A 25,350-nucleotide genomic window follows, 5' to 3' on the forward strand; every position below is an offset into this window, starting at 1 on the left:
GGCGAAAACACCTTTTCGCCGTATTCGATGACGACATGACGAATCGTTAAATTGGGCGTGGACTTCAGGTCGCTTGCGTTGGGGAGCGCACGGCCACGACGAGAGCGACAGGACTGAAGGTTGCATCGATGAGTGAACGGCCGCCCATCTCACCCCGCAGCCCGCGCGCAGCGCTGGAGCCGGAACGCGTGCCGCCGCCGCCGCGCCGCTCCGACCGCGCCCGCAATCCGTTCGTGGTGGTCGGCAATGCGATCATCACCTTGCTCATCCTGGCCATGCTCGGCGTGGGCGCGGCCTACTATTATGGACGGCAGATCCTCGAAGCGGCAGGACCGCTGCAGGAGGACAAGATCGTCAATATCCCGCAGCGCGCGGGTAAACGCGATATTGCCGACGTACTCGCGCGTGAAGGCGTGATCGACGTCAATCCGTGGATCTTCATTGGTGGGGTCTATGCCCTGAAGGCCAGTTCCGACCTCAAGCCGGGCGAGTATGCGTTCCAGAAGAATGCGTCGTTGCGCGACGTGATCGGCGTCATCGTCGAAGGCAAGGTCGTGCAGCATTCGGTGACCGTGCCCGAGGGCCTGACGTCAGAGCAGATCGTGGCCCGCCTGTCCGAAAACGAGATCTTCACCGGCAGCGTCCGCGAGATTCCGCGCGAAGGCACGTTGTTGCCGGAGACCTACAAGTTCCCGCGCGGCACCAGCCGCGATCAGGTCGTGCAACGCATGCAGCAGGCGCAGAAGCGGGTGTTGGCCGAGATCTGGGAACGGCGTAGTCCGGATCTGCCGGTCAGGACGCCGGAGCAGCTGGTGACGCTGGCTTCGATCGTCGAAAAGGAGACCGGCAAGCCCGACGAGCGCAGCCGGGTGGCCGCCGTATTCGTCAACCGGCTGAAGCAGAGGATCAAGCTGCAGTCCGATCCGACCATCATCTATGGTCTGGTTGGCGGCAAGGGCACGCTGGGCCGTCCGATCAAGCGCAGCGAGATCACCCAACCGTCGCCCTACAACACCTACGTGATCGAGGGCCTGCCGCCGGGACCGATCTCCAACCCCGGCCGCGCCTCGCTGGAGGCGACGGCCAATCCGGCGCGCACGCGCGATCTCTATTTCGTCGCCGACGGCACCGGCGGCCATGCGTTCACTGAAACCTACGACCTGCACCAGAAGAACGTCGCCAAGCTCAGGGCGATGGAGCGGCAGACCCAGAACGACACCGTCGAGCCCGACGAGGCGCCGCCTGCCGTCGTGGGCGGCGCGGCCGATCCGGCGGCCGGAGCGGCGGCCCCACGGACTCCCGCAGCGGCAAAGAAGCCGCCGGCCAACCGCGCCACCGGCGGAGTTGCACCGGGGGCCGCACCTGGCAATGGCGCCCGTCAGGGGGCGGCGCAGCCGAGCCCGCCGGTCGTTCAGCAATAATTTCCCACGCATGTCGGCCGCGCAGAACCGGGCTTAACATTTGCCCAAAAGGCCGTAAGGTTCGCGCACTTTTGGCGGGGGCTGAGTCTGTCCTCGTTCCCAATGTGCCGGAGACATGGACGAAATGGCGCTGTCGAGCATGACCGGCTTTGCCCGTAGCCACGGAGCAAGCGGTCCCTACTCGTTCGAGTGGGAGTTGAAGTCGGTCAACGCCAAGGGATTGGACATCCGGGTGCGGTTGCCGCAGGGCTGGGACGAGGTCGAGGCCTTCGCCAAGAAGCGCGCAACGGAAGTCCTGTCGCGCGGCACCGTCTATGCGAATCTCACCGTCAAGCGCACCGAGACCGGGTCGACGGTGCGAATCAACGAGGACGTGTTGGCTGCGGTGGTGAAGATGGCGAGCTCGCTTGCGGGCCGGATCGACGCGGTCGCACCGAGCATCGATGGGCTGTTGTCGATCAAGGGCGTGATCGAGGTGGCGGAGCCGGAGAGTGACGAGGCCGAGGACAAGGCCGCCAAGGAGGCGGCGATCGCGGCGTTCGAGACCGCGCTGAAGCATCTCGTCGAGATGCGCCGGCGCGAGGGCGACACACTCGGACAAATCCTCAATCAGCGCGTCGACGAGATCGAGGCGCTGGCGAAAAAGGCGGAGGCATCGCCGGGCCGCAAGCCCGAGGCGATCAAGGCGCGGCTGGCCGAGCAGGTGGCAGCCTTACTCGAGACCTCCGATCGTTTCGATCCCGATCGCCTGGCGCAGGAGGCGCTGCTGATCGCGGCCAAGGCCGACGTGCGCGAGGAGCTCGATCGCATTACCTCGCACATCGCGCAGGCGCGCGAGATGCTCGGCAAGGGCGGGCCTGTCGGCCGCCGGCTCGACTTCCTCGCCCAGGAATTCCATCGCGAGGTCAACACCACCTGCTCGAAGTCGAACGATATCGAGCTGACGAACATCGGCCTCGAGATGAAGACCGTGGTCGAGCAGTTCCGCGAACAGGTTCAGAATCTGGAGTGATCCATGGCGGCTCACGACGGAAGCTTCGATGGGGTCGAGCGGCGCGGCCTGATGTTCGTGCTGTCATCGCCTTCGGGGGCGGGCAAGACGACGCTGTCGCGCCTGCTGATCGAGCGCATGCCGGGCCTGCGGATGTCGGTTTCGGCGACGACGCGTCCGATGCGCCCCGGTGAGATCGACGGCCGCGACTATCACTTCGTCGACCGGGCGCGCTTCGAGGACATGGCCAAGCGCAACGAGCTGCTCGAATGGGCCACCGTGTTCGACAACCGCTATGGCACGCCACGCGCGCCGGTCGAAGCGGCGCTCTCCGGCGGCCAGGATGTGCTGTTCGACATCGACTGGCAGGGCACGCAGCAACTGCGCGAGAAGGCGCGGCAGGACGTCGTCAGCGTGTTCATCCTGCCGCCGTCCGCCGCCGATCTCGAGAAGCGGCTGCATACGCGTGCGCAGGACTCCGATGAGGTCATACGCGGGCGCATGAGCCGCGCCAGTCACGAGATGAGCCACTGGGCGGAGTACGACTACATCGTCATCAACCGCAACGTCGACGATGCGTTTGCCGAGGTGCAGTCGATCCTCAAGGCAGAGCGCCTGAAGCGCGAGCGCCGGACCGGATTGACGACCTTCGTCCGCGAGTTGCAGCGCCAGCTCGAAAGCTGAGGCGCCTGTCACGCCCGTCGGCCGAGGCGCGCCAGGATGTCCTGGATGCCGTCGAGCGACTCATCCTGCTGAATGTTGCGCGGCCGCGGCCGCAGCGCGGGCGGCCGCGGAATGAAGTCGAGCGGCGGGGTCGCCGGGTCCTCGAACGGCGTCGGCACGAACAGGGGGCGCTGCTGCTGCGGCCGCTGCGCCTGCGGTCTGTCGATGGGGAGCGCGGCGGGGATCGACGACCGCGATTCCAGGAGACTCATCAGTCGGGCCGCGGGATCATCATGCATGTGCGCGACGTTCTGCTGAGCCTCGACGGAGAACTCCTCGTGCTCCTCCTGCTGCGGCTCTGCCTCCAGCTCGTCCTCGGGCAATGAAAAGCGCGACTGCAGAAGGTTGATCAGCGCCGCCGCGGGATCGTCGAGCTCATCGTCTTCGGCGGCAGGGGCCTCCGACATCATCGCGGGTCCGGCCATGGCGATGTCATCGTCAGGCTGAGGGGCCGGTTGTCGTGCCGCATGCGCGCGAAGCGTCTCGATCAGTGCGGCCGCTGGATCGGCTGGTGCCGTCGACGGCGCGCGCGTGGGTTGATCGGGCATCGCGGGAACGGGCTGAGCGGCCGGCTGGCCGCCACGCAGACGATCCGTCAGATGTTGCGATGCCGGCGTGGTCTGGGGGGCCGCGTCCTCACGCGCTGGCGGAGCCGTCTCAGCGAGGACCGCTGCAGCCGGAGCATCGCCAGCCTCGCCGGGTTGCGTGGTACGCCGCTTGGCCGCGCGCGATACCAGCAGCGCGGCAATCACCTTGGCGGCGTCGACCGGGGCGCCGGCAGAGGGGGACGCGGCTTCGCTGCTGCGGGCCTTGCGCAGCGCCGACACGATTTCGCTGACGTCGACAGGGGCGGGTGGGGCGGCGCTTGTGCCAGCCTGCGTCGGTGGCGGGGCGGGTGGCGGCATCGGTGCGGCCGCCTGGACGCGGGTGGGATTCGCAGGTTCAACTCGCTGCGCAGCCGGCCAGGGCTCGGCGGGTGCGGTCGGCGCCGCATAGGTCGGCGAGCGTTGCGAGGCGGCTGCGGCACTCGCCTGGGCTGCTGCAATCTTGGTGGCAGCGGCCTGCGCCGCGGCCATCTGGGCAGCCGTCAGTTGTGCTTGCGCCGGAGCAGCAGGCGATGGAGCAATTGCGGCAGCCGGCGATGGCTGCACGTTGGCCGCAGCGGCCTGTGCCCCGGAAGGCTCAGCCCGGCGCACCGCTGCGCGATCCACCAGCTCATCGACCGCCTGCCACACTGCGTCGGTGGACTGCGACCGTTGCATCTCCGCAGCCGCGTCCCGGTCGCGTCGGCGAGCGGCCACGGCCGGGTGATCCTGATGCTGGGGAGACGGCGCCGGTCGCTGTGCACGGGGGTCGATCTGGTCCGTTGAAGCGGACAGCCGCGCGCTGGCGAGGTCGAGCGCCGAAGCCGGCTGAGAGCCGCGGCTGCTGCCTGGATGGGATGGTGCCGCCGGCATGCTGCCGCGGTTCGCACGCATCCCGCCCTGCGGCGCCTTGGACCGTGGTTTGATGCGACTACGGCGCATCCGTACTGCGTCCGCGTGCCAGCTGCCGTTGCGCCGTTGCCGCCGTCCCATCCGGCTGAGCCGATAGAGCGCGCTCGCCAGCAGTCCTGAAATCGCGAGTGCGCCGATGACCACGAGCATGAGCACGTGGATGGGCGCTTCGGGCTTGCTCGGCTTGGGTGCGATGATCGGCCCGTCGGCAGCCGGCGCCGCATTCGCGTCCGGCTCCACATTGCCGTCGTCGGCCATTGCCGGCGGTGGCGCATCGGCCGCAATCGGGTCAGCCTGTTGCGGCGGGGCGGAGGGCCAGGGCGAGGTATCGAGGCTGCGCGGCAGGCTGGCGTCCGACGCCGTCAGCGTCGTCCGTGTGGCGAGGGTCTGCGGCTTCGGCGTGCCTCGCACGGCGAGATCGGTACGCAGCCGCGGCTGCGGCGCTTCTGCGAGGGCGTCGCTGGTGCGAACGACCGGGCCATCGGTGCGTCTTGGCGTCAGTTTGGGTGGAGCGGGCTGTGCGAAGTCCCAGGGAGCCGGCTGCTGCGTCGCCCGTATCGGTGCCGCGGCGTCACGGGGGTTGCCGTTGGCGTCTTTCAGATACCAGCAGCGCCGATTGGTGCCACGATCGAAACGATAGTACCAGCGTTGCGCGTCGGACTTCTCTCCCGTCGGCTCGGTCAGACATTCCTCCGCCGCGAAGACGACGCGCGGCAGCACGAGCACGACGGTGCCAGCGATTCCGGCAGCAATGGCAAATGCAACTCCTGCCGTTCGGCTTGCCATTGAAGACTCCGGATACGCTTACGCAACGGCGCGTTCTCGGAGACAAGTTGGGTGGCAATGAGCCGCAATTCCGGATTAATTCTGTCTCGATCCTTTCGTGTCCGAGTGCGGCTTTTTTCCCACAAGAGGGTTTGCATCGCGCCGCGATTTTGGCCGCGCTATCGCGCCAAATCGGTCACATCGGTGAAGATGGACCTGGTTTTTCACCCTCAGGGATAAAGGGCGTCACACCGACAACCTCTGCGTTTGTGGACAAATGATTGGCAGCAGCGGCGGCGGTGCAGCACCGCCGCCGCGTCCGATGTCGCAACAGGCGACGGATCAGTTCGTCAGCACCACACGTCCGACCACATGGCCGGCGCGCAGTGCATCGATCCACTTCTGTACGTCAGCCATCGGCTCCTCGCGCATCGGCGGCGGCTTGATCTTGCCGGCGCGCGCGAGCGCCATCAACTCGTGCGCCTCAGCCAGCGTGCCGACCATGAAGCCCTCGATGGTCATGCGCTTGTACACCCATTGAACCATCGGCAGGGTGAACTGGCCGCCCATCAGTCCGGAGACGACGATCTTGCCGCCGCGTGCGACGACGGACACCGCAAAGGCCATCGACTTCTCGTTGCCGGCGAAATCGACGACCTCGTCGAAGCCGCCCTCGGTCTCCTTGAGGATGCGCTTGATCACATCCGGCTCGGCCGGATCGTAGGCCGTCGCGGCGCCATTCTTCAGCGCGGTCTCGCGCGCGGCCGCCGAGAGGTCGGCCACCGAGATCGGTTGCTTGAACATCGCCTGCGCGAACGACAGGCCCATCATGCCGACGCCGCCGAGTCCGATCAGCAGCAAATTGCGCTGGCGCGGCCGATCCACGAGGCGCTTGAGCGCGCCATAGGCCGTTACGCCGGAGCACATCAGGGTCGCGGCCTGGTTGACCGGCAGCGGATCATACTCCAGCAGATATTTCGCGTCGGGCACCAGCACGTGGGTGGCGAAGCCGCCGTCGATGGAGACGCCGAGGAAGCGCTGCTTGGCGCACAAATTCTCGTCGCCATTGGCGCAATCGCGGCATTGGCCGCAGCCGATCCACGGAAAGACTGCGCGGCGCGCGCCGATCAGCTCCTTCGGCACATCGGGTCCGACCTCGTCGACGACGCCGGCAATCTCGTGTCCGAGCGTGAAGGGCAGGGTCATGCCGCGTGTGGTGTCGAGTCGCTTGCCATTGCCGAGATCGGCATAGCCGTCCTGGATGTGCAGGTCGGAATGGCACAGGCCGCAACGCTCGATGCGAACCAGAACTTCCCGGCCTTGCGGCTTCGGCGTCTCGGCGATCGTCTCGCACAGCGGTGCATCGAATTTGACGAGCGACTGACGGCGCATCAACGCCATGATGAAACTCCCTGAAATGCTTGTTGATTAAGACTTGTTCTCGTTGCGACTATTGGTCAATTCGCGGGCCATGGCAACAAAGCCGGAAACCGGGATGGTCTCGGCGCGGCGCGTGGAATCGACCCCGGCCGCGGCAGCCAGACGCGCGGGATCGGCGGGCAGCGACTTCAGGCTCTGCCGCAGCATCTTGCGGCGCTGGCCGAAGGCGGCTGCGGCAACCTGTTCGAGCGCGCGGCGGTCGCACGGTTCGGGTGAAAGGCGCGGCACCAGCCGCACCACCGACGAGGTGACCTTCGGCGGCGGTACGAAGGCCGAGGGCGAGATGTCGAACAGGATCTTGGTCTCGCAGCGCCAGTTGGCGAACACGCCGAGCCGGCCATAGGCGTCCTCGTTCTCGCGCGCGACGATCCGCTCGGCGACCTCGCGCTGAAACATCAGCACCATCATGTCGTACCAGGGCGGCCACGGCTCTACGGAAAGCCAGCCGATCAAGAGATGCGTGGCGATGTTGTACGGCAGGTTGGCGACGATCTTCGCCTTGGTGCTGCCGAGATAGGGCCGGACGTCGAAGGTGCGGGCGTCGGTGCAGACGATTTCGAGCCGGCCGGGGTAACGGTCGGCGATCGCCTGCAGCGCCGGGATCGCGCGCTCGTCGTGCTCGACCGCGATCACGTGGCGCGCGCCGAGCGCGAGCAGCGCCCGCGTCAGGCCTCCCGGGCCGGGGCCGATCTCCACCACGGTGGCGTCCTCCAGCGGACCCGCGGCCCGCGCGATCCGGGCGGTGAGATTGAGATCGAGCAGGAAGTTCTGGCCGAGCGCCTTGCGCGCCGACAGCTGATGATCGCGAATGACCTCGCGCAGCGGCGGGAGGTCGTCGATCGCGCTCATGACGACTGGCTGGCCATGCGTGCCGCGAGCTCGAGCGCCGCGATCAGGCTCGCCGGATTGGCGGTGCCCTTGCCGGCAATGTCGAAGGCCGTGCCGTGGTCGGGCGAGGTGCGGATGAAGGGCAGGCCGAGCGTCACGTTGACGCCCTCGTCGAACGCCAGCGTCTTGATCGGGATCAGCGCCTGATCGTGGTACATGCAGATCGCGCAGTCGTAGGACTTGCGCGCGGCTTGATGAAACATGGTGTCGGCCGGCAGCGGCCCCTGCACGTCCAGGCCCGCGTTGCGCAAGGTGGCGATCGCCGGAGCGATGATCGTGTCCTCCTCGGTGCCCAGCGTGCCGTCCTCGCCGGCATGCGGATTGAGCCCCGACATGGCGATGCGCGGCCGCGACACGCCGAAATAGCGGCGCAGGCTGGCGGCGACGATGCGCGTCGTCGACGTGATCAGCGGGCTGGTCAGCTGCTCGATCGCATCGCGCAACGCGACGTGGATCGTCACCGGCACCACGGCGAGAACAGGCGACCACAGCATCATGACCGGCTGTGGCGTGGCTCCGCCATCCGCGGCGAGCTCGGCGAGAAATTCGGTATGGCCGGGATGCGAGAAGCCGGCGCGGTAGAGGACGGCCTTGGCGATCGGGTTGGTCACGACGGCGCTGGCGCGTCCGGCCCTCACGTCGGCCACGGCCTCCCGGATCGAGCCGATGGCCGCCTCGGCACTCGTCATGTCCGGGCGGCCCGGCAGGGCCGTCACGGCGTGCCCGGTGGAGACCACGGGCAGCGCGGTCGCAAACGCCTGCGCCGCTTGTTCGGGACGAACCTCGTCCACAGTGACGGGGAGGTCGAGCAGCTTGGCGCGCTGAGCCAGGAAGGCCGGATCACCGCGCACGTAGAAGGCGGGGAGTCCGAGCTCGGTGCGGCGCAGCCACGCCTGCAGGGTGATGTCGGGGCCGATGCCTGCCGGTTCCCCCAGGGTCAGCGCGAGCGGCTTCGTCATCAGCGATATTCGATCATCGCCGCCTTGCGGACTTCCTGCAGATAGGCCTTGGAGGTGGCCTCGTATTTCTTGGTATACATCTGCTCCTTGATCTCGCGCTTCTTCGGCGTGTCGATCGTGGTCGGAGTCCGCGAGCAGAGCGCCACCATCTGAATGCCCTGCCGTGTCGCTTCCGGCGGAGTCAGGTGGCCGATCGGCGTGTCATCGAGCAGCTTGCGCAGATTCGGCGGAATGTCGGCGGACGTCTTGACGACGATCTCCTTGATGACCGCATTCGCCGTCGTCTTGAAGATGTTGTTGGCTTCGGCGCAGGTCTGCACCCGTGAGCGCAGCGCCTCCGCCTCCTTGTGACGTGCTTCCATCAAGCCCTGGTTCGAGGAGTTCGACACGATCAGCACGATCGGCTGCATCTTGTACTCGAACGCTTGGCCCTGCTGATCGCCGTCGCCGCCGGCGGCGGCGACAGCCGCGGCGACGTCCTTGTCGGAGACGAGCAGCCGCTCCTTGTAGCGGCCGCGCACCAGGCTGCTCCAGACGATCTCGGCCTTGATGCGGGCCTTCAGCGTCTCCGGCCGCACGCCCTGGCTCTCCAGCGATTTGGTCAACTGTTCCGGGTTGAGCCGCATGCGAGAGCCCATGCCGGCAAACGACTGGTCGACGTCGGAGGCAGTCGGCTCGACGCCGTACTTCTTGCCCTCCTTGATCTTCACCTTGTCGTCGATCAGCTCGTCGATGATCTCCTGGCGGGACTGATGCTTGCGAGTGCTCAGGAAGTTCAGCTTGGTGCGCTGCTCGATGTCATAGTCGGTGATGGGATCGCCATTGACCATGACGACGATGCTCTGAGCGCGAGCCGACATCGTTCCGATGCCGCAGACGAGTGCGGCAAGAGTGCAGATGGCCAGGGCCCGAAGGCGAGGAGAGAACGCGATCGTCATGACCAAGCTTCGCTGTCGCTATTGATCCAACTGGAAACCGCGCCACGGCTCCCGACGAGGGACTTTCGAACCCCACGGAGCGGCCCGTCGGAGACTGGCGCGCGCTACTGAAGGCCCCCAGCCCCGGTTCCCGTGGACGAGGAATTGGCCAGCGTCCGGAGTCCGATCTGGAGCATATAGGCATGGCTCAGAACGGGGGGAGTGGTGCCTGCCGTATAATTATACGACGTTACATAGTTGGCGGCCAGCACGAAACAATCATCCACATAGCCGGCGCCGATCACATACTGGTTGATCTTGTTGGCTGCCAGATCCCAGCGCGCTGCACCCGTGACGACCCAGTTCGGCGCCACCTTGACCGAGCCGCTGCCGAGGATGCCCTCACGCCGGTCGAGATAGCCGAGCGCCGGATCGGCGGCATAGTTGCCGTAGGTCAGGGCCACCGACCAGCGGTCGAAGTTCGCCTTGGCTTCCGCCTCGAAGCGCTGGATGTTCAGGGTCTGCTGGTCGAACCGGCTGCGCATGCTGAACGTGTAGGTGCGGTTCGGCGAGTAATCGACACGCGCCACGTAGTCCGAGACGTTCTTGTCTAGGCCGGAGCCGATGGCGGTGTTGTTGGCATCCTGCACCGCGAACGAGTTCATCCCGAACAAATGGTAGGACTGGCCGAACAGCACGTTGATGGTGCCGCCGCGGTCGAACTGCGTCGTCGCCTGGACGCCGACATTGGCGCGGCCGCCGCCTTCGACGCGGTCGTAGCCGGAGAACTTGTCGACGCTGAACAGGTTGCTGGCGTCGAACACCATGCTCTGGGCGTCCTCGTTCGGCAGCCGGCCGGCATAGGTTTCGTTCGGCCGGATGATCACTTGCGCGATCGGCTCGATCGTCGTCGTGCCCCATGGCTGCACGTTGATGAACGGATAGCGATATTCCAGGCCGACCGTCGGCATCAGCCGCAGCGCCTGGGTGTCGCCGGTCTGCAGGAAATTACCGACGCCCGGCTGGTTCGAGACGTTGGCGTTGATCGCATCCGCGCGCAGGATCGCGAACGGCGTCCAGATCTGGCCGTAGGGATCCGTGAACGACCGCCGCCACTCCGCCTGCGCGGTCAGGCGGGTGTAGGTGCCGGGCGTGGCGCGCAGCAGGCACTGGTTGGGCAGACGCGCCCGCGGATCGGCAGACACCGTCGTACACAGCCCGGCGGTGTTGGCGGTGGTCGTGATCGGATCGAACACCGCCGTCTGGCGGCTCAGATTGACGAAGTTGGTCTTGTAGCTGAACTCGCCGCCGAACACGGGGTAGTTCAGCACGTTCGAGTAATCCAGCACCGGATAGACCACCGGCACGGTCTGCTGGTTGCCCGAGAAGCTTAGATAGTGGATCGCCCTGACGTCAAAGAAGCTGCGACTGCCAACGCCGGTCAAATACAGCTGCGAGATCGCCTCGGTCGGCAGGCTCATGAACGAGTTGAACGGGTCGCGGTACTGCGCCAGCCGGTAATCCGACAGGAACATGTAGTCGGACAGCAGGATGCCGTCCCAGCCCCAGACCCACTTGTCGTTGAGCGCGAACTGGCCCTTGGTGTCGACGCCGCCGCGGAACTGGCGATCGCCCGGCTGGCCGGCGAAGGCGTTGCGGTCGAGCTGATCGATGCCGTACAGGCGCACCTGATAGCCGCCATTGCTGAGGCGCTGGCGGAACTCGGTCTGCAGCAGCACGCCCTGCTTGGAGGTGATGCGCGGCGTGAAGGTCGCGTCGTAATCCGGCGCGATCGCCCAGTAATAGGGGATGTCGACGCCGAAGCCGTAGCCGCCGGTCTGGGTGACGCCGGGCATCAGGAAGCCGCTCTTGCGCTTCACGGTCGGATCGGGCGTCGAGAAGTAGGGGATGTAGGCCAGGGGAACGCCGAAGAACTCGAGCTGGGCGTTCTCGAAATACAGCATCTTCTCGGTCTGGTCGTGGATGATGCGCGCACCCTTGACCTGCCACAGCGGCGGCTTCTTCGGATCGTCCTTGCAAGGCGCGCAGGCGGTGTACACGCCGTTCTCGAAGACGGTGTAATTCCCCTTGGAGCGGTCGGCGCGGGTCGCCGCCATCCGCGTCTGGTCCTCGGTCTCGACGCGCAGCGAATCGACGAAGCCGTCACGATAATCGTCGGACAGGTCGAGGCTGTTGGCGTAGGTGATCTTGCCGTCGGCGTCGGTCATGCGGATGTTGCCTTCCGCATGCAGACGCTTGGTCTTCTGGTCGTAGATCACCCGGTCGGCCTCGACCGAGGTGCCATTGTAGAACAGCTGCACGTTGCCGACCGCCGACACGCGCGAGTTGTTGTAGTCGTAATCGACCTCGGTCGCCTGCACCAGCATCTGGTTGTCGTTGGCGACGCGCGGCGGCGGCGCCTTGGGCGGGCGCGGATTGTAGGTGAAGCCCTGCGCGGCGGCAGGACTCGGCGCCACGACCCCGGTCGCAGCCGCAACCATCAGGCCGAGCCCGCAGGCCAAAACGAATCCAAGCACGCCAGACCCGGCGCGACGCACGCGCACGCAACCGCGGCGCGCAACGGCATGCTGCCGAAGCGCGGCGAGCGCTGTCTGACGGACGGCAACGAACGACACTAGCCGTCCTCCTGGTAGAGCAAAGCCATGAAACCGGTGAGGCCGCCGACGAACACCGGCAGCCACGCCGCAGCGATCGGATTCATCAACTCAGCCTTGCTCAAATCTTCAGTTACTTTCGACAGAACGTAGAGCAGAAACCCGGCGCCCACGCCACTCAAAACCATTTTCTGTACGCCACCCATTCGGAAGAACCTGAGCGACACGGACGCAGCCAGCATGACCATCGCAGCCAGCAAAAACGGCTGCGCGATCAGCTTATGATACTGCAGTCGGTACCCCGCGGTCGCGAAGCCTGAGCTCTCCGACGAACGGATGTATGTCGGCAGTTGCCAAAACGACACAGTTTCGGGGGTGGAGAAGCTGTTTCGGACCTGCGCCGGCGTCAGGCTGGTCGGAAGAATGAACGTCGGTTCGTCGACAGGGGGCGCATCGAGGGAGAATCGGCGCACCGAGCGGAAGACCCACCGGCCTTCTTCGAGGGTCGCCTCGCGGGCTTCGATTCGCTCCTTGAAGTGCTTGTCCGTATCAAAACGGAACAGGGTCAGTCCGGTCAGGCGGACGCCCTGCTGCTCGCTGCGGGCGGCATTGATGATCACGGAGCCGTCCGGGTTGATCTGGTTGAGCCAGAAGCCGGCCGCATCCTGCACGCCGCCGCCGGGGGCCGCGCCGAACAGCTCGGCCTCCATGCGCTTGGAGAGCTCGCGCAGATTGGCCGACATCGGGTTGTAGAGGGTCGTGGCCATCAGCCCGAGCACGATGGCGCTTGCCAGCGCCGGCGCGATGAACTGCCAGGCGGAGACCCCGGCTGCGCGCGCCACCACGAGTTCGAGCCGGCGCGACAGCGCGAGATAGCAGGTCATGGCGCCGATCAGGACGCAGAACGGCATCATCTTCTCGAGCAATTGCGGCACCCGGAACAGCGACGTTTCCGCCACCATCAGCGCCGAAGCGGAGGCGAGCCCGGAGGTCTTGCGCACCATCTCGATGTAGTCGACGAGCACGAGCAGGATGAAGATGCTCGCGAACACGCCGACCGCCGAGACCAGGAAACGGCCGGCGAAATAGCGCCCGAGCGTGTTGGTGACCATGCTCATGCGGTGGCCGGCCTTCCGAACAGGCGTGCGATCCGCGCGTTCGAGCGGTTGATGGCTTCCATCAGCCGCGCCGGCGGCTCGACCACCACGCCGCCGATGATGATCCAGATGCTGAGGCCGAGCACGCCGAACAGCATGAGGTACTGCACCAGCGCCGCCATCGGCGTCTTCACCGTCATGACCGAGCAGGCGAAGCCCGCCATGCGCACGCCGAAGACGGCGAGGATCGCGCTGCCGAACGAGAAGTTGCGGCTCTGGCGTGTCGTCCGCGGCGCGCCCAGGAATGCGAAGGTGAGGGCTGCGAAGGCGAACGGATAGATCGGTGCCAGGAAGCGGTCGTGCAATTCCTGCCGGAATTGTCCCGGGATCTGCTTGTAGATCGGATCGTTCTCGGCGGGGGCCATCAGCTCCCAGAGATAGCGCTCGCGGATGCCGAGCGTGACGTCGCGGCCCTGATTCGAAAACTTCGACATGTCGAAGGCGTAGCGGGCGAACGCGACCATCGCCGGCTCGCGCTTGCCGAGCTCGAAGCGTTCCAGATTGCCGTCCTCGAGCACCAGGAACGAGCCGTCGGCATTCTTCACGACGGTGCCCTTCTCGGCGATGATCGTGATTCGCTCCTTGGGGTCGCGGCGGTCGTCGATCAGGATGCCGGACAGCTCGCCGCCGGGTTGGCGCTCGCGGATCCGGATGGTCAGGTTCTGGTCGAGCTGCGCGAACCGTCCGGGCTGCAGGATGTTGGCGAGCACGTCGGCGGTGATCTCGGCATCCCACTGCTTGATCCGGCGCAGGCCGTCGGGGGCGAAGAAGGCGGCGATCACCGTCACCAGCACGGCCACCGCGCAGGTGGCATAGGCGAACGGCACGAACAGCCGGATCGGCGACATGCCGGCCGCGTTCATGACGATGATCTCCGAATCGGTCGCGAGCTTGTTCAGCGTGTGCGAGACCGCGATCATCAGCGCAATTGGCGCGATGACGCCGAGCAGGGAAGGAATCACGAGCCCGGTGATGCCGAGGAAGGTCAGGATCGTCTGGCCCTGGCTGGTCATCAGGTCGATGCCGCGCAGCGCCTGCGTAATCCAGATCACGCCGGTGAGGCTGATCAGGACCAACGCGAACGACGCCAGCGTCGTGCGAAAGATGTACCTGTCGATGGACCCCATCGTCTGCGCTCGATCCCCAATCAGCAGTCCCGGAACGAGCGCTGCAGCCCCCCTTGAAACGGGTCCCCCAAGGCCGCTGTCGCCGTGACGTTCCAAGAGCAGTGAATATCATTACCATCTCGTTGATCCGTCGACAAAATGGCTGTGGCGTGGCGCCCCGAAAATACGGTCAAAATTTCATGATTGTGACTGGCCCGCCACGCGGCGCTTGGCAGCCGCGGCCCGGGCAGGTCATACTGCTCCCAAGTTGGGTTCCGAACTGCCGCCATCCGCGTCTGGTCCTTGAGGTTTTCGGCCGGGCGTGGCGGCTCATCACGTCGAAATTTGGAGGATTGCTTGATGTCCGACGCCGTCAAGGTCGGCTTCGTCCCGCTGTCGACCGCCCCGCGCGGCATCGTGGTGGCGTTCTGCGATGACACCCTGCGACTCGGAGTCGCGACCGAGAAGGCCCTTGGGGGAGCCTCGGACCTGATCAAGCGCGCGGCCGCCACAGCCCGGTTCAAGGGCAAGGACGGCGCGGTGCTGGACCTGCTGGCTCCTGAGGGAATCAAGATTCAGCGCTTGATCGTCATTGGCACCGGCAAGGGCTCAGATCTCAAGGACAAGGATTTTCTTAAATACGGCGGTACTTTAGCCGGAAAGTTGAACTCCGGAACTGAAGCGGTCGCGGTGCTGGCCGAGTTGCCTTCGGGACCGCTGTTGCCGGATCAGGTCAGCTCGCTGGCCACCGGGATCCGGCTGCGGGCCTATCGGTTCGATCGCTACAAGACCAAGAAGAAGGACGAAGAGGGCGCCGTCAGCGCCAATGTCTCGATCGCCGTGGCGGATGCCGCGGCGGCCAAGAAGGCGTTCGCGCCGCGGTCCCACGTCACTGACGGGGTGATACTGGCGCGCGATCTCGTCAACGAGCCGCCGAACGTGCTCTACCCGGAGGAGTTCGCCAAGCGCGCCGCCGCCTTGCGCAAGCTCGGCGTCACCGTCGAGATCCTCGACGTGCCTGCGATGAAGAAGCTCGGCATGGGCGCGCTGCTCGGCGTCGGCCAGGGCTCGGCACGGCCGAGCCGCACCGTCGTGATGCACTATAATGGCGGCAAGCGCGGCGAGCAGCCGGTCGCCTTCATCGGCAAGGGCGTGTGCTTCGACACCGGCGGCATCTCGATCAAGCCGGCCGGCTCGATGGAGGACATGAAGGGCGACATGGGCGGCGCGGCCTGCGTGGTCGGCCTGATGCATGCGCTCGCCGCGCGCAAGGCCAAGGCCAACGTGATCGGTGCCATCGGCCTGGTCGAGAACATGCCGGACGGCAATGCGCAGCGTCCAGGCGACATCGTCACCTCGATGTCGGGCCAGACCATCGAGATCATCAATACCGATGCCGAGGGCCGGCTCGTGCTCGCCGACGTGCTCTGGTACGTCGCGACCAAGTTCAAGCCGAAGTTCATGATCGACCTGGCAACCTTGACCGGCGCGATCATGGTCGCGCTCGGCACCGATCATGCCGGCCTCTTCACCAACAATGATGATCTCGCCGACAAGCTGTTCAAGGCGGGGCAGGAGACGGGTGAGAAGGTCTGGCGCATGCCGCTCGGCCACGAATACGACAAGCTGATCGATTCGCAGTTCGCGGACATGAAGAATACCGGCGGACGCCATGGCGGCTCGATCACTGCTGCGCAATTCCTGCAGCGCTTCGTCAACGACACGCCGTGGGCGCATCTCGACATCGCCGGCACCGCGATGGGCGCGCCGAAATCGGAGATCAACCAGAGCTGGGGATCGGGCTATGGCGTCCGGCTGCTCGACCGGCTGGTGTGGGATTCCTACGAATCCAAATCCGACGCCAAAGCTGAAGCCAAGTCCGGCGCCAAGGCGTGATGCGGGACGATGACAGAAGTCCTGTTCTACCATCTGCAGAACATGACCATTGAAGGCGTGCTGCCGCCGCTGCTCGAGAAGTCGCTCGAGCGCGGTTGGCGCGTCGTGGTGCAGTCGACGTCGGAGGAGCGCGCGGATGCGCTCGATGCGCATCTGTGGACCTATCGCGACGATTCGTTTCTGCCGCATGCCACCTGGCGGGTGGCCGATGTGGCCGACCAGCCGATCGTGCTCGCGGTGGAAGAGAGCAATCCCAACGGCGCAAACGTCCGTTTCCTGGTGGACAACGCGCCGCTGCCATCGGACTCGCACAGCTACGAGCGCATGGTGCTCGTATTCAACGGCGATGATGCGGACGCGCTCGCGGCTGCGAGATCGGCGTGGACCGATTGCAAATCGCGAGGATTCGAGGTCACCTACTGGCAGGCGGATGAGCGGGGGCGTTGGCAGCGCCGGCAATGATGCGGAAGTCCGTGAAGCGCCAATGATGGCAGCGCGGCGCGATTCATGATAAACTGCCGATTTACCGGCAGAGCGTTGGCAAAGTCACGAACGTGCCGCAAAGTGATGTTGGGACAACACGTTAGAGTGTCCACAGGTTGCAATTCAGCAAGGTTCATCGTGCGAGACCACAACAAACAGCTGACGCGCGCTCTGGCGTTCCTTGTGCTTGCCCCGGTCGTCGCCGGATGCTCGAGCACGCCCGATTTCCTGTCCAAGGACGCCGAGTGGTTCAACCGGCCGCAGCGCCTGTTCATCAGGAACATCTCGATCGACGCGCCGCCGCTGACGCCGGATAAGCCGGTCACGGCTGAGGACCTTGTGAGCGCCGAAGGCGCATGCCCGGGCATGGCGCCTGCGGCCGGTGCTGCGGGCGCGAACGCGCTGGCGAATGATCCCGCCGCCGCAACGCCAGCCGTCGGCGGCACCGTCGCACTCGGCCATACCGAATGCGACGTGGTGCGCGGCATCGGTGCACCCGACAACGTCAACATCTCGAGCAATGGCGGTGAGCGCGTGGCCACGGTGACCTGGCTGCGCGGCGCGCGCTCCGGCGTCTACACGTTCAGCTCCGGCCGCCTGACCTCGGTCGAGCGAGCGCCCGATCCGGGACCCGCGCCGAAGACGGTCAAGCCGAAGGCGAAGAAGCGCGCGACCTGAGTGTGCGCTGAAGTTGCCGAGAGAGTAGTTCGTCGGACGAACGTTGGTTCGTCGCGGATTGCTCGATCAGCCGGTTGCCTCGTCATACAACGTGCTCGCTTCCAGCCATTGCTCCTCGGCGCGCGCCAGCGCGTCGGCGGCATTGGCCCGTGCCTTCGACAATTGCGCCGCCTGTTTCGGGTCGCGTGTGAAGATGTCGGGCAGCGACAGCGCGCCGTCGATCTTGGCGATGATCTCGGTGATGCGGGCGATCTCGGCTTCGACCGCCGTGATCTTCTGCTTCAGCCCGCTCCGCCTGTTGTCGCCGCGCGGCCGCTCTGCTTTCTCGGTCACCTGCGGACGTTCGGTCTCTCGGGTGCCGGCGCCGCTGCGTGACGACAGGACCATGCGCCGGTAGTCATCGAGATCGCCATCGTAGGTCTTCACCGTGCGGTCGGCGACGACCCAGAGGCGGTCGGCGCAGGCCTCGATCAGATAGCGGTCGTGCGAGACCATGATCACGGCGCCGGGAAATTCGTTGATCGCTTCGGCGAGCGCGGCGCGGCTGTCGATGTCGAGATGGTTGGTCGGCTCGTCCAGGATGATCATGTTGGGGCCGAAGAAGGTCGCGAGCCCGAGCAGCAGCCGCGCCTTCTCGCCGCCCGACAGGCTCTTCACCAGCGTGTCGGCGGCCTTGCCGGAAAACCCGATCGCGCCGGCGCGCGCGCGCACTTTCGACTCCGGCGCGTCACCCATCAGCTTGCGCACGTGACTATACGGCGATCCGGTCTCGTCCAGCTCATCGAGCTGGTGCTGGGCGAAATAGGCGATCGACAGCTTGTCGGCGCGCGTGACCTTGCCGGAGAACGGCGCGAGCCGGCCGGCCAGCAGCTTCACCAGCGTGGACTTGCCATTGCCGTTGGCGCCGAGCAATGCGACGCGGTCGTCATTGTCGATGCGTAAGGTGACGCGGTTGAGCACCGGTTGCGCGGGGTCGTAGCCGACCGAGGCGTTGTCGACCGCGATGATCGGCGGCGACAACAGTCGCTCCGGTGCGGGGAACGTGATCTCGTGCACGTCCTGGGTGACGAGCGCGGTGATCGGCTTCATCCGCTCCAGCATCTTGACGCGGGACTGCGCCTGGCGCGCCTTCGAGGCCTTGGCCTTGAAGCGCTCGACGAAGGCCTGCAGCCGCGCGCGCTCCGCTTCCTGGCGCTTGACCGCCTTGGCATCGAGCATCTCGCGGGTGGCGCGCTGCTCCTCGTAGGAGGAGTAGCTGCCGCGGTACAGCGTGAGCTTGCAACGGTCGAGATGCAGGATCTGGTCGACGGAGGTTTCCAGCAGATCGCGGTCATGGCTGATCACGATCACCGTGCGCGGATAGTGCGCCAGATGATCCTCGAGCCACAGCGTGCCCTCGAGGTCGAGATAGTTGGTCGGCTCGTCCAGCAGGAGCAGGTCGGGTGCGGCGAACAGCGTGGCCGCGAGGGCGACCCGCATGCGCCAGCCGCCGGAGAATTCGGCGCAGGCTCGCGCCTGATCCGCGGCGGAAAATCCGAGGCCGCTGAGAATCGCGGCCGCGCGCGCCGGGGCGGAATGCGCGTCGATGTCGACGAGGCGGGTCTGGATCTCGGCGATACGGTCTGCGTCATGGGCGGTCTCGGCCTCGTGCAGCAGCGCGTGCCGCTCGAGGTCGGCCCGGAGAACCACCTCGATCAGGCTTTCGGGCCCGCTCGGGGCTTCCTGGGCCAGGCTGCCGATGCGCCACCGCGGCGGCACGCTGATGCTGCCGGTCTCCAGCGACAGTTCGCCGCGGATCGCTTTGAACAGGGTGGACTTGCCGGTGCCGTTGCGGCCGACCAGCCCGACGCGCGCGCCCGGCGGAATCTGCACCGAGCTCTGGTCGATGAGAAGCCGTCCGGCGAGGCGGATGGAGATGTCGGTGATGGAAAGCATGCGCGCCTTGTCACCGCGCGCGCGGCCAAAGGCAACCGCTTTGTCGCGGTCTCAGCGGCCGGATAGGCTCGTCCCGGCCTCGTCGCGCTTGCGCAACTCGTTCATCAGGTCCGCAAGGGAAGCTGGCAGGTGAGAGCCGTCCGGCGGCAGGCTGCGTTGCAGGCGCTCGCCGACGGCCTCGCAGATCGATCGGCTGGTCTTGCGATCGAGAGCCTCGCTGAAATTGGCGGTGCGGCCAGACATGACGGAATTCCACGAGCAGTTGCAGGACGATGCCGTAACAAGTCGTGGCCGCTCGATTTGTTTCCGGCTCCTGACCGGAATACCCCGAAATGAGGTTGAAACTGCACAAAAAAAGCCCCGGCGTGGGGGAGACGCCGGGGCGATGCGAGTTCGGTGCGGCGGGGGGCGGGTGCCGCGCCGAGGCTCGTATCAATAGCAGCGGTTGATCAGGCGCCAGCGCGGTCCCCACGGGGTCGGAACCACGCGGCGCACATAGCAGCCTCCATAGCCGTAGCTGTAGGCCGGGCCGCCGACGAAGAAGCGGGGGCCGTAGAACGGACGGTGCCAACCGCCATGCCAGCCGCCTCCGTGCCAACCACCGCCATGCCAGCCACCGTGCCAGTGAGCCGAGGCGGCGGTCGGGGCGAGGGCGGCTGCGCCGAGGGCAACGGCGGCCGCCGCGATGAGGGAGAGTTTGCGCAACATGATCGTCTCCTGGATGACAGCGTTGGAGGCGCCGAAATTGTCCGACGGATGAGGCTGGGAGAGGGCGGCCACCGGAACGCTGCTGGCTCGTCCTCGCCCGATACCGAACACGTTAAGACATGACAGCTGAATGATGGTCGCACGAACCCTTCAGGCTATGTTCAGAAACGTGAAATTGTCGTAAGGCGTTGCGCCTCCGGGCTGGGTCCCGGTCGCTTGCCGTCGACCAATCGCGTCGATATAAGCCCGCAACCCACCCAAATCCCGCACCTCCAAGGACGACATCATGGCGATTGAGCGCACCTTTTCGATTATCAAGCCCGACGCGACCGAGCGTAACCTCACCGGCGCGATCAATGCGCTGATCGAGAAGGCCGGCCTGCGCATCGTGGCTCAGAAGCGGATCCGCATGACCCGCGACCAGGCCGAGACCTTCTATGCCGTGCACAAGGCGCGGCCGTTCTTCGGCGAGCTGGTCGATTTCATGATCTCCGGCCCGGTCGTCGTCCAGGTCCTCGAAGGCGAAGGAGCCATCCTGAAGTACCGCGACGTGATGGGCGCGACCGATCCGTCGAAGGCCGCCGACGGCACCATCCGCAAATCGCATGCGAAGTCGATCGGCGAGAACTCGGTGCACGGCTCGGATGCCGCCGAGACGGCTGCGGTCGAGATCGCGCAGTTCTTCGCCGGCAACGAGATCGTCGGCTGAGCCATGATCGCTGCGGCGGAGCCTCGCTCCGCCGCATGCCGACGTGCTCAATCTTCGTTGAACCGATCTGAAAGGCTTGGCCGTGAACTGGCTGTCGCAACTCGCTGATCCCGCCACTTTCGGCCATTTGCTCGCTCAATTCGAGGCCGACCTGCAGAGCCCGGGCTTCTGGCTCGCGCTCGGCAAGATCGTCTGGATCAACGTGCTGTTGTCGGGCGACAATGCGCTGGTCATCGCGCTCGCCTGCCGCGGCCTGCACGGCAAGCATCGCGTCTGGGGCATGGTGGCCGGCTCCGGCATTGCCGTCGCACTGCGCATCGCCTTTACCGGCATCGTCGCCACCCTGATGGCGCTGCCGTACCTGAAGCTGATCGGCGGGCTGGCGCTGATCGTGATCGCCGCCAAGCTGCTGGTGCCCGAGGACGAGAACGACGAGATCGCAGCCGGCACGACGCTGTGGCATGCGGTCCGCATCGTCGCGCTTGCCGACCTCGTGATGAGCCTCGACAACGTGATCGCGGTGGCTGCGGCCGCGAACGGCCAGGCGTCCCTGCTGATCATCGGCCTCGCCATGAGCATCCCGCTGATCATCGCCGGCGCCGCGCTGATCATGCTCGTGCTCGATCGGGTCCCGCTGCTGGTCTGGCTCGGCGCGATGTTGCTCGGCTGGGTGGCCGGCGAGGTGATCGCGACCGATCCCGCGATCGAGCCGATGCTGCACCATCTCCTCGACGGCACCGTGGTCATCAACATCGAGGCGACCTCGGCGCTGTTCGCCGGCAAGACCAATCTCGCGAGCCACGTCGATGTCATGGAGGCGCTGATGTCGCTGATCGGCGCCGGTGTGGTGCTGATCGCCGGCTCGATCTGGCGCGGCCGCGCGCTGCAGCGCCAGGCCGAGAGCGAGCTGGTGCCGGCGCGCGGCGTCGATCTGCCGTAGCTGATCGTCAGGAGGCGTCGCGTCCGACCGGGCGGCGTCAGGACTCCGCATCCAGCCGATCGAGGAATTCGCGAACGGTGTGGACCGATCCCGTCGCGGCTGGCTGGTAGCCGGGCAGGGCAGCGACGGCGCGATGGAATTCGTCGCCCTTCATCACCTCGAGCACCCGCCGCATCGGGTCGGTTTCCAGAAACGATTTATGGCAGGCGAAGAAATAGTCCTCGGTGAGGATACGGATGAAGTCGAGTCCGAATTGCCGCGCGGCGGCCTCGACGCCGAAGCAGACGTCGGCCATGCCGCTCGCGACATAGGCGGCGACGGCTGCATGGGTGAACTCGATCTGCTGCGCGCCATTAATGCGCGCTTCGTCGATGCCTTGTGACGCGAGCAACTGATCGAACAACAGGCGGGTGCCGGAATCATGATCGCGATTGACGAAGCGCGCCCTGCCGTCGGCAAGATCGGCCAATGAACGGATGGACAGCGGATTGCCGCGCTTGACCATCAGCCCCATTTCACGGGTCACGAAGCTAATGACGCAGTCCTGCTTGGGATCAAGCCAATCCCTGCAGGCCCGGATGTTCTGGGCACGCAGCTCGCCGCGCGGCAGATGCAGTCCCGACAGGTCGCATTCGCCTTGCGCCAGCGACGCCAGCGAATGCTGGCTGCTGACATAGCGGACATCGACCCCGACGCCTGGCTCGCGATCCAACAGCTCGCGCAGCTTGGCGACGGCAAAGCCGTGGCTGGCGTGAACGCGGATCACGCCGGGATGCGGCTGCAGGAACGGCTTGATCTCGGTCACCAGCTCCTGCGCCAGATTGTCGAGCTGCGGGCCGAGGCGGGCGTGCATGCGCTCGCCGGCCCAGACCAGCTTGTCTCCGAACGTGGTGAGCTTCGATCCCTTGCCGCGCTGGGTCTCGACCAGCGGCACGCCGAAGAATTCAGACCACTGCTCGATCAGATTCCAGACGTGACGATAGGACAGATGCGCGTCGCTGGCCGCGCTGGTGATCTTACCCGTCCTCCTGATTTCGCTGAGCACGCGGAGCATCACGACGATGCTCTGCGGGCCGTCGTCCTTGTAGAAACGCCAGACAGGTTCGATCGCGATCCGCAACATCAGGGCCCGCTTGTGAAGTCGGCTTCATATGACCGCCGGCCATAGGCAACAGATATCATATTTACGAACAGATATTTGTTCTTACCTTCATTGGTATACAACAAACGGAGGAAATATGATGTCGATTGCATATGATTACGAGCGCGGCTCGAGGACGACGTCTTATCTGACGAAGCCGTTCCAGCTCCTGATCGGCGGCCGGCATGTTCCCTCGGTTTCGGGACGCACCTTCACCTCGCTCAATCCTGCAACCGAGCAGGCGATTGCGACGGTCGCCGAGGGCAATGCCGAGGATGTCGATCTCGCGGTCGCCGCGGCCCGCAAGGCCTTCGAAGGGCCGTGGCGAACGATGCGTGCGGCGGAGCGCGGCGCGATCCTGCTGAAATGGGCGCAGCTGTTGCGCGACCATGCCGACGGGATCATCGAGCTCGAAAGCCTCGATGCCGGCAAGCCCGTGTCGGCGATCCAGCGCCAGGATCTTCCCGCCGCCATCGATACGCTCACTTACTACGCCGGATGGGCCGACAAGATCAGCGGTGAAGTCGTCTCTACGCGCGATGATGCGCTGACCTATACCGTGCGCGAGCCGGTCGGCGTGGTCGCGGCAATCGTGCCGTGGAATTTCCCGCTGATGATCGGGATGTGGAAGCTCGCGCCGGCGCTGGCCTGCGGCTGCACCGTCGTGATGAAGCCCGCCGAGCTGACGTCGCTGTCGGCGCTGCGGATCGGGGAGCTCGCGCTCGAAGCCGGACTGCCGCCCGGTGTTCTCAACATCGTGACCGGCCCTGGGCGCACCGTCGGCGAGGCGCTGGTCAACCACCCCGATGTCGACAAGGTCACGTTCACTGGCTCGCCCGGCGTCGGCCGCGGCATCATGAAGGCGGCGGCCGGCAACTTCAAACGCGTCTCGCTCGAGCTCGGCGGCAAGTCGGCCAACATCATCTTCGACGATGCGAACATCGAGGCCGCCGCGAAGGCTGCGGCCAGCGGCATCTTCTTCAACACCGGGCAGGTGTGCTCGGCCGGATCGCGGGTGCTCGTGCACGAGCGCGTGTATGACGAGGTGGTCGAGCGCCTGACCGAGCGCGCACGGGCGCTGCGGATCGGCGATCCGCTCGATCGCGCAACCTCGCTCGGACCGGTCATCTCCGAACGGCAGATGAAGACGATCCTCGACTATGTCGACATCGGACGCAACGAAGGCGCCACGCTCGTCACCGGCGGCCAGCGCGCGGCCGCCCGCGGCTATTTCGTCAGCCCCGCCGTCTTCGCTGGCGTCACGCACGACATGCGGATCTCGCAGGAGGAGATCTTCGGACCCGTGGTCAGCGTGATCAAGTTCAGGGACGAGGCCGAGGCGCTGCGGATGGCGAACGGCACGGCTTACAGCCTGGCCGCGGGCGTCTGGAGCCGCGACATGGGGCGCGTCCATCGCTTCGCTAAGCGCCTGCGCGCCGGCACCGTGTGGATCAACACCTATGGCTACACTGATGTGCGGCTGCCTTGGGGTGGCGATCGTGACTCCGGACTGGGCCGCGAGCACGGCACGGCCGCGCTGGACAACTTCACGGAGCCGAAGTCCGTCTGGATGAACCTCGCGGTGTGAGCCAGGCGTCGGTTGACGCGGACGGCCGCCATTCGCATCGGCGGCCGTCTGCGCGATCCAACGGATCAGTCGGCCTTGGCGCCGGTCGGCGGCCGGCGTGTCGGCGTCTCCGATGGCCTGTGAGAAGCACGATGGCCGTCGTGTTTGTTGCCGTTGCCGTCTCCGATCGCTGAGTCGGTCAGTAATCGTCGCGGCAGGATCACAAGCCAATCCACAGTGCTGCGGCACGGTGCCGCGCCTTTGACAAGTACCGCAGGGCGTGGTCGTCTGCTTCTTATAATGAACCCGTTCGCGTCGCCGCGACACCACTACGTCGAGCTCCACTGATCGGGCCCTGATTGGAATTGTTTCGAATTGGACTTGCGCATGTTGACTGCAGATGAGATTGCGCTCGTCAAGTCGTCGTTCGACTTGGTATTTGCCAATGCTACACAGATGACGACGACGTTCTATGATCGCGTGTTCGAGCTCTTGCCGGAATGCCGCGCGATGTTTCCAGCCGACATGGACGTGTTGAAGCGCGATTTCATCGCGACGCTCGCGGTGCTCGTCGGCAGCCTCGATCAGATGACCGGACTTCTGTCGAGCACCGACATCCTCGGCCGCAACCATGCGCGCTACGGCGTCAAGCCGGAGTACTATCCGGTGGTCGGGGAGGCGCTGCTGTGGAGCCTCGCCAAGGGGCTTGGTCCGCATTGGAATAATGAGGTGGAGCAGGCCTGGCGCAAGGTCTACGGCATCATCGCCCAGCGGATGATCGCAATTTCGGTCGGCGCTCGGCGGCCCTGATCCGG

Annotated in this window: 22 protein-coding genes; 10 read left to right on the forward strand and 12 right to left on the reverse strand. The window is 65.8% G+C overall.

The genetic code is table 11. From position 1 onward, the window contains the following. The first annotated feature begins 128 nt into the window (after positions 1-128). The 3 genes from mltG (at position 129) to gmk (ending at position 3,096) form a co-directional block, all read left to right on the forward strand. Positions 129-1,421 (forward strand): endolytic transglycosylase MltG, encoded by a 1,293-nt coding sequence (gene mltG / locus QX070_RS23065; RefSeq protein WP_315739401.1) that lies wholly within the window; start codon positions 129-131, stop codon positions 1,419-1,421. 124 nt (positions 1,422-1,545) lie between these two features. Further along, positions 1,546-2,433: a YicC/YloC family endoribonuclease gene (locus QX070_RS23070; RefSeq protein ID WP_315739454.1), complete on the forward strand. Its 888-nt coding sequence runs from the start codon at positions 1,546-1,548 to the stop codon at positions 2,431-2,433. Positions 2,434-2,436: 3 nt separating this feature from the next. Next, complete coding sequence (gene gmk, locus QX070_RS23075) at positions 2,437-3,096, forward strand: guanylate kinase (protein ID WP_315739402.1); 660 nt, start codon at positions 2,437-2,439, stop codon at positions 3,094-3,096. A gap of 8 nt (positions 3,097-3,104) precedes the next feature. Here gmk and QX070_RS23080 read toward each other — a convergent pair whose 3' ends face one another. From QX070_RS23080 to lptF, 8 genes are all read right to left on the reverse strand, one after another. Continuing rightward, complete coding sequence (locus QX070_RS23080) at positions 3,105-5,357, reverse strand: hypothetical protein (RefSeq protein ID WP_315739403.1); 2,253 nt, start codon at positions 5,355-5,357, stop codon at positions 3,105-3,107. Between the two features lie 381 nt (positions 5,358-5,738). After that, entirely contained in the window at positions 5,739-6,797 is a 1,059-nt protein-coding gene (locus tag QX070_RS23085; RefSeq protein WP_315739404.1) for an alcohol dehydrogenase, read from the reverse strand. A 27-nt stretch (positions 6,798-6,824) separates the two neighbouring features. Continuing rightward, positions 6,825-7,685, reverse strand: coding sequence for a 16S rRNA (adenine(1518)-N(6)/adenine(1519)-N(6))-dimethyltransferase RsmA (rsmA, locus tag QX070_RS23090; RefSeq protein WP_315739405.1), 861 nt, complete (start codon positions 7,683-7,685; stop codon positions 6,825-6,827). Then, on the reverse strand, positions 7,682-8,683 hold the full coding sequence (pdxA, locus tag QX070_RS23095; RefSeq protein WP_315739406.1) for a 4-hydroxythreonine-4-phosphate dehydrogenase PdxA: 1,002 nt from the start codon (positions 8,681-8,683) through the stop codon (positions 7,682-7,684). The genes rsmA and pdxA overlap by 4 nt, the downstream gene beginning before the upstream one ends. Continuing rightward, positions 8,683-9,621, reverse strand: a complete 939-nt coding sequence (locus tag QX070_RS23100; protein WP_315739408.1) for a SurA N-terminal domain-containing protein — start codon at positions 9,619-9,621, stop codon at positions 8,683-8,685. The genes pdxA and QX070_RS23100 overlap by 1 nt, the downstream gene beginning before the upstream one ends. Positions 9,622-9,725: 104 nt before the next feature. Next, positions 9,726-12,236 (reverse strand): LPS-assembly protein LptD, encoded by a 2,511-nt coding sequence (locus QX070_RS23105; protein WP_315739409.1) that lies wholly within the window; start codon positions 12,234-12,236, stop codon positions 9,726-9,728. Further along, a complete protein-coding gene (gene lptG, locus QX070_RS23110) occupies positions 12,236-13,333 on the reverse strand; it encodes an LPS export ABC transporter permease LptG (protein ID WP_315739410.1) in 1,098 nt (365 codons plus the stop codon). The genes QX070_RS23105 and lptG overlap by 1 nt, the downstream gene beginning before the upstream one ends. Next, the gene (gene lptF, locus QX070_RS23115) at positions 13,330-14,499 is read right to left on the reverse strand and encodes an LPS export ABC transporter permease LptF (RefSeq protein WP_315739411.1); all 1,170 of its coding nucleotides are present in this window, start codon (positions 14,497-14,499) and stop codon (positions 13,330-13,332) included. Before lptF ends, lptG begins: the two co-directional genes overlap by 4 nt. A 339-nt stretch (positions 14,500-14,838) precedes the next feature. Here lptF and QX070_RS23120 point away from each other — a divergent pair, with 339 nt between their 5' ends. The 3 genes from QX070_RS23120 (at position 14,839) to QX070_RS23130 (ending at position 17,535) form a co-directional block, all read left to right on the forward strand. After that, positions 14,839-16,374, forward strand: a complete 1,536-nt coding sequence (locus QX070_RS23120) for a leucyl aminopeptidase (protein ID WP_315739412.1) — start codon at positions 14,839-14,841, stop codon at positions 16,372-16,374. 9 nt (positions 16,375-16,383) lie between these two features. Beyond that, positions 16,384-16,836 (forward strand): DNA polymerase III subunit chi, encoded by a 453-nt coding sequence (locus tag QX070_RS23125; protein ID WP_315739413.1) that lies wholly within the window; start codon positions 16,384-16,386, stop codon positions 16,834-16,836. Between the two features lie 204 nt (positions 16,837-17,040). Beyond that, on the forward strand, positions 17,041-17,535 hold the full coding sequence (locus tag QX070_RS23130; RefSeq protein ID WP_315739456.1) for a hypothetical protein: 495 nt from the start codon (positions 17,041-17,043) through the stop codon (positions 17,533-17,535). A 66-nt stretch (positions 17,536-17,601) separates the two neighbouring features. Here QX070_RS23130 and QX070_RS23135 read toward each other — a convergent pair whose 3' ends face one another. The 3 genes from QX070_RS23135 to QX070_RS23145 form a co-directional block, all read right to left on the reverse strand. Next, positions 17,602-19,470 (reverse strand): ABC-F family ATP-binding cassette domain-containing protein, encoded by a 1,869-nt coding sequence (locus QX070_RS23135; protein WP_315739414.1) that lies wholly within the window; start codon positions 19,468-19,470, stop codon positions 17,602-17,604. Positions 19,471-19,521: 51 nt separating this feature from the next. Further along, positions 19,522-19,713, reverse strand: a complete 192-nt coding sequence (locus QX070_RS23140; protein WP_315739415.1) for a hypothetical protein — start codon at positions 19,711-19,713, stop codon at positions 19,522-19,524. A gap of 189 nt (positions 19,714-19,902) precedes the next feature. Next, the gene (locus QX070_RS23145) at positions 19,903-20,178 is read right to left on the reverse strand and encodes a sulfur globule protein precursor (protein WP_315739457.1); all 276 of its coding nucleotides are present in this window, start codon (positions 20,176-20,178) and stop codon (positions 19,903-19,905) included. A 286-nt stretch (positions 20,179-20,464) separates the two neighbouring features. On the opposite strand from QX070_RS23145, the gene ndk reads away from it, so the two are divergent. Both ndk and QX070_RS23155 read left to right on the forward strand, forming a co-directional pair. Then, entirely contained in the window at positions 20,465-20,887 is a 423-nt protein-coding gene (ndk, locus tag QX070_RS23150; RefSeq protein WP_315739416.1) for a nucleoside-diphosphate kinase, read from the forward strand. Between the two features lie 82 nt (positions 20,888-20,969). After that, positions 20,970-21,827 (forward strand): TerC family protein, encoded by an 858-nt coding sequence (locus QX070_RS23155; protein WP_315739459.1) that lies wholly within the window; start codon positions 20,970-20,972, stop codon positions 21,825-21,827. A gap of 37 nt (positions 21,828-21,864) precedes the next feature. Here QX070_RS23155 and QX070_RS23160 read toward each other — a convergent pair whose 3' ends face one another. Then, positions 21,865-22,950, reverse strand: a complete 1,086-nt coding sequence (locus tag QX070_RS23160; RefSeq protein ID WP_315739417.1) for a substrate-binding domain-containing protein — start codon at positions 22,948-22,950, stop codon at positions 21,865-21,867. Between the two features lie 118 nt (positions 22,951-23,068). Here QX070_RS23160 and QX070_RS23165 point away from each other — a divergent pair, with 118 nt between their 5' ends. Together QX070_RS23165 and QX070_RS23170 are read left to right on the forward strand one after the other, a co-directional pair. Next, positions 23,069-24,556, forward strand: a complete 1,488-nt coding sequence (locus tag QX070_RS23165) for an aldehyde dehydrogenase family protein (RefSeq protein ID WP_315739418.1) — start codon at positions 23,069-23,071, stop codon at positions 24,554-24,556. A gap of 366 nt (positions 24,557-24,922) precedes the next feature. Beyond that, positions 24,923-25,345: a globin family protein gene (locus tag QX070_RS23170; RefSeq protein ID WP_315739419.1), complete on the forward strand. Its 423-nt coding sequence runs from the start codon at positions 24,923-24,925 to the stop codon at positions 25,343-25,345. The last annotated feature ends 5 nt before the right edge of the window (positions 25,346-25,350 follow it).

The organism is Bradyrhizobium sp. SZCCHNR1093 (assembly GCF_032381175.1).
In the GTDB taxonomy this organism is placed as follows: Bacteria; Pseudomonadota; Alphaproteobacteria; order Rhizobiales; family Xanthobacteraceae; genus Bradyrhizobium.